This window comes from Alcaligenes sp. 1735tsa3 (assembly GCF_024134565.1).
In the GTDB taxonomy this organism is placed as follows: Bacteria; Pseudomonadota; Gammaproteobacteria; order Burkholderiales; family Burkholderiaceae_B; genus Alcaligenes; species Alcaligenes phenolicus.
Map to the genome: position 1 here is coordinate 3608169 of NZ_CP099862.1, position 13160 is coordinate 3621328.

A 13160-nucleotide genomic window follows, 5' to 3' on the forward strand; every position below is an offset into this window, starting at 1 on the left:
GGCTTACTCGCTTGCAGGACGTGGACGGCGACCCTCACCCGGACGTTTGCCTTGCTCTGGCTTGTCGGCGGCATCATCGAGCGCAGGCTTTTCCTTGGCCTGACCATCTTGCTGCATCACCTCGACCTCCGAGCCTTCACGCAAACGGTCAGTCCCTTCAACCACCACACGATCGCCCTCTTTCAGGCCGGTTTTAATCAAGGTCAATTCCAGCGTGGCCGTACCCAATTCCACCACCTGGATATGGACCTTGTCCTCGGCATCCAAGGTGTACACATACGTGCCCACCGAACCCCGTTGCACAGCGTGCGATGGGATCAGCAAGCCTTGTTCCTGGCCCAAAAAGACACGGGAATTGACAAACTGATTAGCAAACAAGGTTTCATCGGCATTATCAAATTCGGCCTTCACTTTCAGCGTGCCGGTATTGATGTCGATCTGGTTATCCAGTGCCTGCAAACGGCCCTTGTCCGACAAGAGCTGACCCTTGCTGTCGATCAGGGACACCCGCAAAGGCGATTCGCTTTGTTTCATGGCCTCCAGCAGGCTGCTCAATTGATTCTGCGGCAAGGAGAACTCCACGCCTATGGGATCCGTCTGGGTAATGACGACAATCCCATCAGTACTACCGGCAGACACCAGATTGCCCTGATCCAGCTTGCGCAAACCCAGGCGGCCATCCAAAGGCGCCGTAATACGAGTGCGATCCAGCTGGACCTGCGCACGGGCCACCTCTGCTTGATTGGATTTGATCTGTGCCTGCAGTTGCTGAACGGCCGTTTCCTTGGTTTCCAAGGCCTGGCGAGCAATAGAATTCTGTTGAAACAGGACGCGGTGGCGGGCCAGTTCCTGCTGCGCCCCTTTGAGCTGAGCCTGATTCTGCGCCAATTGGCCACGCGCCTGATCCAGTTGCACCTGATAGGTACGCGGATCAATCTCGGCCAGCAAATCGCCGGCCTTTACACGTTGGCCGTCCTTGAAGTGGATGCGTTCGAGCACACCATCAACTTCACCGCGCAAGGCGACTGTTTGCAAAGGTTTGACCGTGGCAATCGCATTGACCGTTTGGTCGATCAGGCCTTCCTTGACCGTGGCCACCTGCACCGGGACTTTAGTCGCCCCCATCATGCCGCGAGGCCCGCGCATGGGAGTGGACGTACTGGAAGGGGAAGACAGGGCGTAATAAACGAGGCCTGCTGTCACCAGCAGCCCCACCACCACCCAGACATAGAAGGATCGGGACCGCCGACCTCTGCCTGTGTTCAACTCCGACATGAATACTCCCCGGCTAAAACTTGATTGTCTCTATGCACGGTCTAAATAAGCGTTTAAGCACTACCGATCGTGACGGCGACACGCATTATGCAGCCAAAACACGATAGCAATTAGTTTCAAACGATAAAGAGATACAAGCGCTGACAAAACCGCATCCCTGCTAGACCACGCTGGCACAGCAAGTATAAAAGCGGCAGTCTGAACCTTATATGAACAGCGTTTTCAGCCGAAGTTGCAACGGGCCAGCCTGAAGGGGATATCCCCCGTCACGGCCTGCGGTTTCAATTGATTATCTTGCTGCACAAAGCGTATCCAGATGACGTAGCGGTTAGCGCTCATTTCCGGATAGATGCACGCACCGGCGTCCACCCACACCCGCAGCAACTGGAAGGTCTTGCCTGCCAGCATTTCTTGATAGGAACCGTCACGGGCCAGTTGGTCTGCCGAGTCACCCGACTGGCGCAGCAAGCGCAAAATCAAGGCCAGACCTTGATACAGTGGCAGGAAAGACTCGGACCAACGGCGCAAATCCTGGACACGATCGGCATCGGGGCGCTGTTGCCAGGAATAATAAGAAGGCATGTCCACCTGCGACGTACCACCGGGCACAGCAACCCGGCCCCGCAAACTGGCCAACCATTCATTTTCACGCAGGCCCTGCCCCACCCTCCCCTGGGCCGAGAGGTCAGCAGAAGCGCGCACAATTTGTTCAATCATCTTGTCCAGCGCCTGCAGCTGAACACCGGGGTGTTCACGCAGCGCAGCCAGCGCCACGCGTTGACGCTCCAGGTCTTGAAGAACAGCAGAACGCAAATCGGTTCGATCCGAGATGTCCAGTAAATCAAACAAAGTCGCTACAGCGATCTGATGCGAGTACGCATCCTGGTTGGCCGAAAAATGAAACAGCCTATCGAACAAGTATTCGACTCTCAGTAAAGCCCGGACACGCTCATTGCAGGGGTATTCGTATAGAGTCACGCGTTTAAAAACCTTTTTCTGTCGACTGGAGGGTCAGACACGTCGTGTTGTCAGGCAGTCAAGGCACACCAGCGTTGATGTACGGCTCGCGCCCGCTCTTCCAACAGGGGCAAAGTCGTCTGCCCGTCATTCAGAACCACGTCGTCGGCCACATCCAGGCGCTGCTGACGTTGCGCCTGTGCTGCCATGATACGTTCAATTGTGGCCACTGCCAGCCCGTTGCGCTTTTGAACACGCTCGATCTGGGTCGCTTCATCACAATCTACAACGCAAATCCGGTCCACACGGTCTCGCCATCGTCCTGATTCCACCAGCAAGGGTACAACCACAACAAGATAACATCCTTGCGCTTTCAAGGTCTGTGCTTTTGTTACGTTCCAAATCAGGGGATGAATGATCGCCTCGAGTCGATGACGGGCATCAGGATCGGCAAATACACAGGCCCGCATCCAATCCCGGTCCATGGAACCATCCGCGGCCAAGGCCTGTGCCCCAAAGGCAGCGCGAATCGGCTCAATGGCCAGACCACCGGGCGCGGTCAACTCATGCGCGATGACATCCGTATCCACGACAGCCGCCCCCCAAGAGGCAAAAAAATTGGCCACCTGGCTTTTGCCCGATCCAATTCCACCGGTCAGCCCAATTGTCAGCATGCGCAATCCACGGATAAAAAACAAAACTGTAACGTACCCGCGCCAATCCTCCTACCCTGAATAGACCTGATACTGTCCCGCCGCCCCAGGTCTAGCGTAGAATTCAGCTATCAACCAGTCCACGGAAGCCCGCCATGTCTTTCACCAAGATTTCCCCCCTGCGTTCCCTTACCTTGCTTTCGGTCGTTTTGCTGGCAGCATGTGCCCAGGCACCCGTTCAGCCTACCCCTAACGAGGGTCGTGACTCCACCCAGAAAGACGCCCTGCGCCAAGCGCAAGGTAGCGGCACCGCCCGTGCCCCCTCGCAAATCAATTTAGGCTTCGGTAACCAGGAAGGCCTGCACGCCATTACACCGGCCCGAGCCCAGCAGCCTGCCGCCATGGTCGACCGTAGCGTTCCAGAGCTGGCCGAGCCCAAAACCTTTCTGGGCACCCTGTCCTGCCCACCACAAGGCGGCGCATGTGAGCCCTACAAAATCAGCGTAACCCTGGCTCCTGCTGGCCAATGGCGCTTGCGTGCCACCCCGCTGGGCGCTGGCGAAGAACACCGCATGAGCGGCTGCTGGGTACCTATCGGCACACAGCCTACCCGCATCGCTTTGCTGGCCAACAACGACTCGACCTTGGCCGATCTGAGCTTTGTGAACAACAACGTACTGCGCATTCACACCTTTAACCAGCAACGCCCTACGCTGGAGAGCCACCTGACTCGCCAAGCCGACATCGACCCGATCAGCGAGCTGGACGGCCAGGCCACTCCTGCCTGCCGCTAATCTAAGGCATAGACAGGCTGCCCACCAGGCTTGGCGGCAGCACATCGCGCAAGCCCGGCTCGCTAAATACAAAGCGGGTCAATTCAACCGCATTGCGCACGCGTAACTTCTGAAAAACGCGTGCCCGATGCGCCTCCACCGTACGCTGGGAAATCGCCAATTCAGCCGCAATCACCTTGTTCGCCTTGCCAATGGCGATATAAGACAGCACGTCGCGCTCGCGCGGAGTCAGACTTTCAAACAGCACAGAGGCGGGCAAATGACTATTCAATACCATGTCAGTCTCGTATATCTGTACCAGGCGAACAGGCCGCCTGCGATGTGAAAAATCAACCATAGACAGAGTTTGTCATTTTAGGCAGGGACTACGCGACTGTTAACTTGTACGGGATGTTTTTGTCACAGGACTAATATAGATATACGGTTTTCAATGCGTCGGAAAACCATCTTTTTACGCCTCAAATTGGGGATAAACGCAGACAAAGCTACAGCCTCATCCCCCCAAGAAACACAACAATCACCTGGGTCCCCCCCCGGATCGCTCAAACACCCCACCTCACCACAACACAACGCAACACAACAAACCCGGCCCCATAAACTGCCAGCAGAGATGAGCATTCACGGCCATGAGCCACTCTGAGGCGCAGCTCTGGGGGGCGGCGATTCAGACTGCTTGCCGCCGGCGGGAGATAGCGCAGGGATGCAAGCACCCTGCTGTTTGAACCCGACGCTTGTACTTGGTCCGGGGGACCAAGTACCGGGTGACTTCAGGGTGCGCCCGTAGCTATCTCTCGACAAGGGCACCGGTGCGCAGCACCGGCAAGTAGTCAGCCGCCCCCCAGAGCTGCGCGTCAGAGTGGCGTCTTACTGAGTCCCTCCCTGGCATGAATGGGCCTGAACTGCCACCACCCCAATCAAAGAACCAGGCAAAGACAAAGACTGCAAAAACAAACCACGCAGATATAAAAAAAGCACAGTAAAAACTGTGCTTTTCTCACCAAACAACACAAGAAATCAGGCTTTAACCATTTCCAGGTTGTCGATCAAACGCGTCGCGCCCAATTTGGCAGCGGCCAATGCCACCAACGGTTCACCAGCTGCAATTTGCTCTGGCGTCGGTTCCAGCAAATCCGACTGACGACGCAAGGCCATATAGTCCACCTTCCAGCCCAGATCCGTCATCTTCTTGGTCGCATAAGCCTCGATCTCCTCGCGGCTTTGACCTTGCTGCAAACGCTCATTCATTTCCTGCAGTGCGTAATAAATCTGCGGAGCCTGAGCGCGTTCCTCGGGACTCAAATAGCGATTACGCGAAGACATGGCCAAACCATCCTCTTCCCGCACCGTCTCGTGAGCCAGAATCTCTACCGGCAACTGGAACTGACGCACCATCTGGCGCACCACCATCAACTGCTGATAATCCTTCTTCCCAAATACAGCCACACGCGGCTGCACACAGGAAAACAGCTTCAACACAACCGTACACACGCCTTCAAAGAAGTCAGGACGGAAATGACCCTCCAGGATACGACCCAAATGATCAGGCGGGCTGACGCGAAAACTCTGTGGCTCGGGGTACATCTCGCGCTCCGAAGGAGCAAACAAGACATACACATCGCGCTCCTGCTCCATCTTGGCCGCATCTTCCTGCAAAGTGCGCGGGTAACGATCAAAATCCTCGTTAGGGCCAAACTGCAGGCGGTTCACAAAAATACTGGCCACCACCGGATCGCCATGCTGACGAGCCAACTTCATCAAGTCCAGGTGAGCTCGATGCAGATTCCCCATGGTTGGCACAAATGCCACGCGTGTCTGGCCCTGGAGCTGATCGCGCAGTTCTTGGATGTTATGGACGACTTTCAAAAAATTCTCCGCTACGGAATAAGATCAGGCCCATCGGCCTGCGCTCGAATATAAGTCAGGCGCAAATAAATAGGAGCGTAGGGCTCGGCCTGCGTGATTTCAAGCAGTGACTCTCGTGCCAATTCCAGCATCGCCAGAAAATGCACGACAAGCACCGCCGCCGGATCACCCTGATCCAGGCGTTCATTAAACAGCTCTGTAAACTCCATGAAGCGCACATGCTGCAAACGTCGCAGAATCTGGCTCATGTGATCGCGCACCGACAACTGCTCACGCGTAATCTTATGACTGGCATTGAGCTTGGCACGCTTCAAGATGCCCAGCCAGGCCTCGCGCAAATCATCCGCATTCACTTCCGGCGGAATGGCCTCAATAACCAGTTCGGCCTGGGCATTGGCCAGCAGATAGTCGCGCCCCATCAAGGGTAGCTCGTCCAGACGACGCGCGCCTTCCTTCATGCGCTCGTATTCCAGCAGCCGGCGTACCAGCTCGGCACGCGGATCATCCACCTCTTCGCCCGTGTCAGCGCGCCGTACTGGCAGCAACATGCGGGATTTAATCTCGATCAGCAGCGCGGCCATCAAGAGATACTCCCCCGCCAGCTCCAGATTGGTGGCGCGGATCTGCTCCACATAGGCCAGATACTGCCCGGTGACCTGGGCCATCGGAATATCCAGCACATTGAAGTTTTGCTTGCGGATCAGATACAGCAACAGATCCAGCGGGCCTTCAAAGGCGTCCAGAAATACTTCCAGCGCATCAGGCGGAATATACAGATCCTGAGGGATCGCAAACAGCGGCTCACCATAAAGGCGCGCCAGCACATCCTCGGGCTGAGGAGCTGGCGTATCCACAACAGTCTGCTGTGCGATCTCAGTCACAGGCGCAGGTGTACAGATTTAGTTGTTTTCGTAGTACACGTAAGGTTTCTGAGGCGTGCGAGCAGCCTTGTAACCGTCTTGCAGTTCCTGGTCAATCTGCTTGTCCCACAGACGATAACGGCCTTCACGCTGCCGTGCTTCGGTATCCGCGTTCTGCTCTTTATACTGTTTAAGAAACTGGGTAATTTCGGATTCGAAATTCTTTGCCATAATACCTGTACGCCTAAATAAATTGGATAACAGAAAAGTTTGAGTTTACTGCACCGCACACCAGAGAGTTCGCCGCATGGCATCTGAACAGACCGAAGCCGCCAAACCGGCGACCATGTCCCCTCAAGAGCGTCGAGCCATACGCATTATTCCCTACATTGTGGGATGTGCATTGTTCATGCAAATGCTGGACTCTACGGTTGTAGCCACTGCCCTGCCCACGATGGCCTTGTCGCTGGATACCAGCGTCATCCGCATGAATACCATCATTACCAGCTACCTGCTGGCCGTGGCGGTATTCGTTCCAATCAGTGGATGGGCTGCAGACCGCTTTGGTGCTCGCAAGGTGTTCCTGGCCGCCATTCTACTCTTTACAGCCAGTTCTGTTGCATGTGCCCTGTCCCAGACCCTGTCACAACTGATCATTTCCCGCGTGATACAAGGCATGGCCGGGGCCATGATGGTGCCGGTGGGACGCATTATCTTACTGCGGCGCGTCCCTAAAGATGAGCTTTTAAGCGCTATGGCGGTGCTGACCTTGCCTGCCTTGCTGGGCCCCATCATCGGCCCGCCCGTGGGTGGTTTTTTAGTCACGTACGCCAGCTGGCACTGGATTTTCCTGATCAACATCCCCGTTGGCATACTGGGCATTGCCCTGGTGCTGCGCTATATCCGCGAGGACTACCCCACAGAGCGCCCGCCCCTGGACTGGCTGGGCTTTATCTTGAGCGCCATCTGTCTGGCCACTCTGGTGACCAGCTTCGAGAACGTAGGCCATGGCACGCTGGGCTGGGATACCTTGGGCTGGCTGACACTGGCCGGTCTGGTCGCTGGCGCATGGTACGTTTGGCACTCCCGACAAGTTACCTACCCAATCATTGATTTGTCACTGCTGCGCACCAAAACCTTTGCCATTTCCGTGCTGGGCGGCAATCTGTGTCGTTTCTCGCTAGGCGCTGCGCCCTTCCTTTTGGCCATCATGCTGCAAACCAACTTTGGCATGAGCGCATTATCAGCAGGCCTGATCACCTTCACCGGTGCCATTGGTGCTCTGGGCATGAAACTGGTGGCCCCACCCATCATCCGGCGTTACGGTTTTCGCAAAGTCCTGATCGTCAACGCTTGGCTGACGGGCCTGTTCATTGCCCTGTGCGCCATGTTCCAGGCCACCACGCCCATGTGGCTCATGATTGCCGTCCTGACCGCAGGCGGTTTTTTCCGCTCCCTGCAGTTCACCGCAGTCAACACCCTGACCTACGCCGACCTGGATTCTGAGGCCATGAGCCAGGCCAGCAGTTTTGCTGCCATGGCGCAGCAACTGGCTATCAGTCTGGGGGTGGCATGTGCGGCGGTAACGCTGAATGTCAGCATGGCATTACGCGGAGCCAGCAGTGTGGAGACTCAGGATACGATCTGGGCGTTTTTGATTCTGGGTGCTATTACCGCCATCTCCAGCCTGTCCTTTGCCCGGCTGTCAGCCAGTGATGGTGAGTCTTTGCAGAAGAAGTAGGCCAGCAAGACTGAAGGAGCAAGGCACGCAGCGGCTCAAGCTGCTGTCTTGCTCAAGCTGCGCTTACGCCGGCTTATCCTCATCCTCCAGCAACATCACCAGCTTGCAATCCGGCCGTATCGCCAGGCGAAAGGTAAATTGCTGAAAGCGGCGCACTCCCTGGCTGGGGTGCCGGAAATCCCGCAAGCCGCCCTCCCGCTCCACCACGGTCTGGCGTCCCCACCAGAAAGCGAATACCTGGCTTTGCTGCGCCAACTCCTGGATCAAAGCTTGTATATCGGCCTCGTCCGCATGGGCGCCTACGTCAGCGCGGAACTCGGCCACGACGCGGCTGGCGCGCTGCTCCCAGTCCACCACCAGCTCGCGCGCTGCCGGGTCCAGGAAGATATAACGCAGCAGATTGGGCTGCTCGCTACGGTCGGGCCAGCCATCGAACAAACCCAACAAGGCTTCGTTGCGAGCCAGTACGTTCCAGCTGCGGTCCAGAATGTAGGCCGGGGCGGAGATGCTATCGACACATGCGCTCAAGCCTTGCGGCAAGGGTTGAATATCACCCTGCCAATGCTCGGGATCGGCGCAGTCAGCCAGTTCAAACAGATAGTGGCGCTCGGCCCGGGCCAGTTTCAGGACCGTTGCCAGGCGGGCGCACACCGTGGGGGACACGGTAACGTCGCGACCCTGCTCGATCCAGGTGTACCAAGTGGTGCTGATATCGCACAGCTGCGCCACTTCTTCGCGACGCAAACCAGGAGTGCGACGGCGCACACCGGGGGCCAGCCCCAGGTCTACAGGCTGGATACGCTCGCGTGCATTACGCAAAAATCGTCCCAAAGCCTGACGCCGGGTTTGAGAGGCGCTCTCGGCGCCGCCCGGATTAGCCCCTGTTGGCCCCGTCGTTCCCATATCAGCCTAATACGCCCGACAAGCTGCGGCGTACGTCTTCTTCCGTACGACCACTGCGCTGGATATAGTCTTGCAACTGGTCTTCACCAATATTGCCCACGTTGAAGTACTTGGACTGCGGGTGGCTGAAGTAGAAGCCCGACACACTGGAAGCCGGAATCATGGCGTAGCTGTCGGTGATGAACATCTCGATGTCTTCACACTGCAGGACACGGAACATATCGTGCTTGACTACGTGCTCCGGGCAGGCCGGATAGCCGGGAGCAGGACGAATGCCCTGGTACTTCTCGTCGATCAGCTCTTCGTTGGAGAGGCGCTCGTCGGTGACATAGCCCCACAAGTCGGTACGTACGCGAGCATGCAGACATTCGGCAAAGCCCTCGGCAAAACGGTCGCCCAGTGCCTTGATCATCAAGTCCGAGTAATCGTCGCCGGCAGCCTGGAAGCGCTCGGACAGCTTGTCCACGCCAATCCCGCCAGTAACCGCAAACATGCCGATGTAATCGGCCACGCCGCTTTCTTTCGGAGCAATGTAGTCAGCCAGACACTTGCTATCCACGCCTTCACGCTTGACGCCTTGTTGGCGCAGGTTGCGCCAGGTGAACAGGACTTCGCTGCGCGATTCGTCCGAGTAGACCTCGATATCTTCGCCATTGACGGTGTTGGCGGGGTAGAACGCAATCACACCGTTTGCCGTCAACCAGCGTCCTTCAATGACTTTCTTCAACATGGCCTGCCCTTCGGCAAACAGCGTCTTGGCCTGCTCGCCCACCACCTTGTCTTCCAGAATGGCCGGATACTTGCCGAACAAGCTCCAAGTCTGGAAAAACGGCGTCCAATCGATGAACTGGGCAATATCGGCCAAGTCGTAGTTTTTGAAGGTGCGGCGGCCAATGAATTTAGGGCGTGGTGGCACGTAAGTGGACCAGTCAATGGCAGGCTTGTCTTCGCGCGCTTTTTCCAGCGAGATCAAAGGCGTGGCTTTACGATTGGCATGGCGCTGGCGCACTTGCTCGTATTCCTCGCGCACTTCGGCCAAAAACTCTTCCACATTGTCCGACACCAATTGGGTAGCCACACCCACGCAGCGGCTGGCGTCCGGAGTATAGATAACCGGGCCGTCGTAATGCGGGGCGATCTTCACCGCCGTATGCACGCGGCTGGTGGTTGCGCCGCCAATCATCAAAGGAATATTGCGCTCACGGAAGTACGGGTCGCGCTGCATCTCGGAAGCGACATAGGCCATTTCTTCCAGGCTGGGAGTAATCAGGCCGGACAAACCCACGATATCGGCCTCCACTTCTTTGGCCTTGGCGAGGATCTCGGCACAAGGCACCATCACGCCCATATTGACCACTTCAAAGTTATTGCACTGCATCACCACGGACACAATGTTCTTGCCAATGTCATGGACGTCGCCCTTCACCGTGGCAATCACCATGCGGCCTTTGGAGCGCACATCACCACCTGCGGCCTCGATCTGGCGCTTTTCTTCTTCGATAAAGGGAATCAGGTGGGCCACGGCCTGTTTCATTACACGCGCGGATTTCACCACCTGCGGCAGGAACATCTTGCCCTGACCGAACAAGTCGCCCACCACGTTCATGCCGTCCATCAAGGGGCCTTCAATCACGCTGATGGGGCGACCACCCTGGGCATCGATCTTCTGACGAACTTCTTCCGTATCTTCCACGATGAAGCTGGTAATGCCATGCACCAAAGAGTGGATCAGACGCTGTTCGACGGTGGTTTCACGCCAGCTCAGGTCTTCCTCTTTCTTGGCGCCGGAGCCTTTGACGCTCTCGGCCATTTCCACCAGACGCTCGGTGGGGGTGCGTTCGTCCGCCGGATCGGTTTTCCCTTTGGGCTCGGCCCGATTCAGGATCACGTCTTCGATCAAGTCGCGCAGATGCGGTTCGATATCGGCGTACACACCCAACTGACCGGCATTCACAATACCCATGGTCAGACCTTCCTGAATAGCGTAGTACAGGAAGACGGTGTGGATGGCCTCGCGCATGGCTTCGTTGCCACGGAAGGAGAAACTGACGTTGGAAATACCACCGGACAAGCGTGCATGCGGCAGATTCTTGTGAATCCAGCCAACACCGCGAATAAAGTCCAGACCGTAAGTCGCATGTTCGTCCATGCCAGTTGCAACAGCAAAGACGTTGGGGTCGAAAATAATGTCTTCAGGTGGGAAACCGACTTCGTCCACCAGCAAGCGATAAGCGCGCTCACAAATCTCCACCCGACGCTCGTAACTATCGGCCTGACCTTGCTCGTCAAACGCCATCACAACAATGGCGGCACCGTATTTACGACACAGACGGGCATGTTCCAGGAACGGCTCAATGCCCTCTTTCATGGAAATGGAGTTCACGATGGCCTTGCCTTGAACGCAACGCAAACCGGTTTCGATCACATCCCACTTGGAGCTGTCGATCATGATGGGCACGCGGGCAATATCCGGCTCGGAGGCAATCATGTTCAGGAAACGATGCATACAGGCTGCCGAGTCCAGCATGCCTTCGTCCATATTGATGTCGATAATCTGTGCACCGTTTTCCACCTGCTGACGGGCCACCGACAAGGCTTCTTCGTAGTTTTCTTGCTGAATCAGGCGCAAGAAAGCCTTGCTGCCCGTGACGTTGGTACGTTCACCCACGTTCACAAACAGGGTTTCTTCGTCAATATTCAGTGGTTCCAGACCCGACAAACGGGTTTTGACAGGAACTTCAGGAACAATGCGGGGAGGCAGCTTGCGGCACAGCTCGGCAATGGCGGCAATGTGCTCTGGCGTTGTGCCACAGCAGCCACCCACCATATTCACCAAACCGGCTTGCGTGAACTCTTGCAGCAGGCTGGACGTATCGGCAGGTGTTTCATCAAAGCCGGTCTCCGCCATGGGGTTGGGCAAACCGGCGTTGGGGTAGACACACACATAGGTGTCACAAATCTTGGACAGCTCGGCCACGTAAGGGCGCATCAAGGCAGCGCCCAAGGCACAGTTCAGGCCAATCGTAATAGGACGGGCATGACGCATGGAGTTCCAGAAGGCCTCCACGGTCTGACCAGACAAGATACGGCCCGAGGCATCCGTGACCGTGCCCGACACCATCACCGGAACGCGCTCGCCGCGTTCATCAAAGACCGTTTCCAGAGCAAAAACAGCCGCCTTGGCATTCAACGTGTCAAAGACGGTTTCAATCAACAGAATATCGACGCCACCATCCAGCAAGGCTCGAACCTGCTCCGTATACGCTACACGCAGCTGCTCAAAGGTGACGTTACGGGCGGCCGGGTCATTCACATCCGGGGAAATAGAAGCCGTCTTGGGCTGTGGGCCCAAGGCACCGGCTACAAAACGCGGCCACTCGGGTGTACTGAAGGCATCGCGCGCCTGACAGGCCAGTTGGGCAGAAGCCAGGTTCAGGTCATAGCTGATGCCCTGCAAATCGTAGTCACCCTGGGCAATATCCGTTGCACCAAACGTGTTGGTGCTGATGACGTCGGCACCGGCGGACAGATATTTCTCGTGAATTTCACGAATGATGTCAGGGCGTACCAGCGACAGCAATTCGTTATTGCCTTTGACGTCCTTATGGTGATTCGCGAAGCGCTCGCCCCGGAAATCGGCCTCGCCCAATTTGTAACGCTGAATCATGGTGCCCATTGCACCATCCAGAATCAGAATTTGCTGCCCCAAACGGCGCGCAAACTCGGTACCACGCGTATAGGCAGAGATCGGATAAGGCAAAGCAGGATAGGACACTAAAAGCTCCGTAACACGAAACGGGACGTTGACGGCATCTGACAGCAAGAGCCGCGAGAATGGTGGATTGGCGCCACAATTGTAGCGCTTTGTACAGCGAATCCACCCTAAACACTTAACCTTTGCCCCAGCGGCATGTAACATTTTCCGCTCGGAAAGAGGTGCTTTCCGGCCCATGCAGCCTTGGGCCTGGGAAAGTCAAATGGGAAACGTGAGCGGTTCCGCCCTGGAACTGCCAAACGTGCTGCCCCCGCAACGGTACCTGCTACGCGCAAAGCCCGACACCAGCCTGCTTCTCGACCCTGAATTCATGGCCGTCCCACGATGGGCGGCTTCGCT

Annotated in this window: 11 protein-coding genes and 1 riboswitch; of the genes, 2 read left to right on the forward strand and 9 right to left on the reverse strand. The window is 56.6% G+C overall.

The genetic code is table 11. The features are described from left to right. Window positions 1–3: 3 nt before the first annotated feature. From NIZ92_RS16695 to coaE, 3 genes are all read right to left on the reverse strand, one after another. A complete protein-coding gene (locus tag NIZ92_RS16695; protein WP_254002290.1) occupies window positions 4–1275 on the reverse strand; it encodes an efflux RND transporter periplasmic adaptor subunit in 1272 nt (423 codons plus the stop codon). A gap of 222 nt (window positions 1276–1497) precedes the next feature. Then, window positions 1498–2253 (reverse strand): cell division protein ZapD, encoded by a 756-nt coding sequence (zapD, locus tag NIZ92_RS16700; RefSeq protein ID WP_026484449.1) that lies wholly within the window; start codon window positions 2251–2253, stop codon window positions 1498–1500. A gap of 50 nt (window positions 2254–2303) precedes the next feature. Then, window positions 2304–2906, reverse strand: coding sequence for a dephospho-CoA kinase (gene coaE / locus NIZ92_RS16705; RefSeq protein ID WP_009458744.1), 603 nt, complete (start codon window positions 2904–2906; stop codon window positions 2304–2306). 134 nt (window positions 2907–3040) lie between these two features. Here coaE and NIZ92_RS16710 point away from each other — a divergent pair, with 134 nt between their 5' ends. Next, window positions 3041–3679, forward strand: a complete 639-nt coding sequence (locus NIZ92_RS16710) for a hypothetical protein (RefSeq protein WP_009458742.1) — start codon at window positions 3041–3043, stop codon at window positions 3677–3679. A gap of 1 nt (window position 3680) precedes the next feature. Here NIZ92_RS16710 and NIZ92_RS16715 read toward each other — a convergent pair whose 3' ends face one another. The 4 genes from NIZ92_RS16715 to NIZ92_RS16730 form a co-directional block, all read right to left on the reverse strand. Further along, window positions 3681–3956, reverse strand: a complete 276-nt coding sequence (locus tag NIZ92_RS16715; protein ID WP_035270375.1) for a response regulator transcription factor — start codon at window positions 3954–3956, stop codon at window positions 3681–3683. Between the two features lie 737 nt (window positions 3957–4693). Continuing rightward, entirely contained in the window at window positions 4694–5542 is an 849-nt protein-coding gene (panC, locus tag NIZ92_RS16720; RefSeq protein WP_009458740.1) for a pantoate--beta-alanine ligase, read from the reverse strand. Between the two features lie 11 nt (window positions 5543–5553). Beyond that, window positions 5554–6396, reverse strand: coding sequence for a ScpA family protein (locus tag NIZ92_RS16725; RefSeq protein ID WP_009458739.1), 843 nt, complete (start codon window positions 6394–6396; stop codon window positions 5554–5556). Between the two features lie 45 nt (window positions 6397–6441). Then, window positions 6442–6633 (reverse strand): DUF3460 family protein, encoded by a 192-nt coding sequence (locus NIZ92_RS16730; RefSeq protein WP_009458738.1) that lies wholly within the window; start codon window positions 6631–6633, stop codon window positions 6442–6444. 76 nt (window positions 6634–6709) lie between these two features. On the opposite strand from NIZ92_RS16730, the gene NIZ92_RS16735 reads away from it, so the two are divergent. Next, entirely contained in the window at window positions 6710–8143 is a 1434-nt protein-coding gene (locus tag NIZ92_RS16735) for a DHA2 family efflux MFS transporter permease subunit (RefSeq protein WP_254002291.1), read from the forward strand. A gap of 63 nt (window positions 8144–8206) precedes the next feature. Here the strand turns inward: NIZ92_RS16735 and NIZ92_RS16740 are convergent, their stop codons facing one another. After that, the gene (locus NIZ92_RS16740) at window positions 8207–9046 is read right to left on the reverse strand and encodes a helix-turn-helix transcriptional regulator (protein WP_060185322.1); all 840 of its coding nucleotides are present in this window, start codon (window positions 9044–9046) and stop codon (window positions 8207–8209) included. Window position 9047: 1 nt separating this feature from the next. Then, window positions 9048–12821 carry a methionine synthase gene (gene metH / locus NIZ92_RS16745; RefSeq protein WP_022983630.1) on the reverse strand — a complete coding sequence of 1258 codons (3774 nt, stop codon included), beginning with the start codon at window positions 12819–12821 and terminating at the stop codon, window positions 9048–9050. A gap of 142 nt (window positions 12822–12963) precedes the next feature. Continuing rightward, window positions 12964–13129: riboswitch (cobalamin riboswitch) on the forward strand. Window positions 13130–13160: the final 31 nt, after the last annotated feature.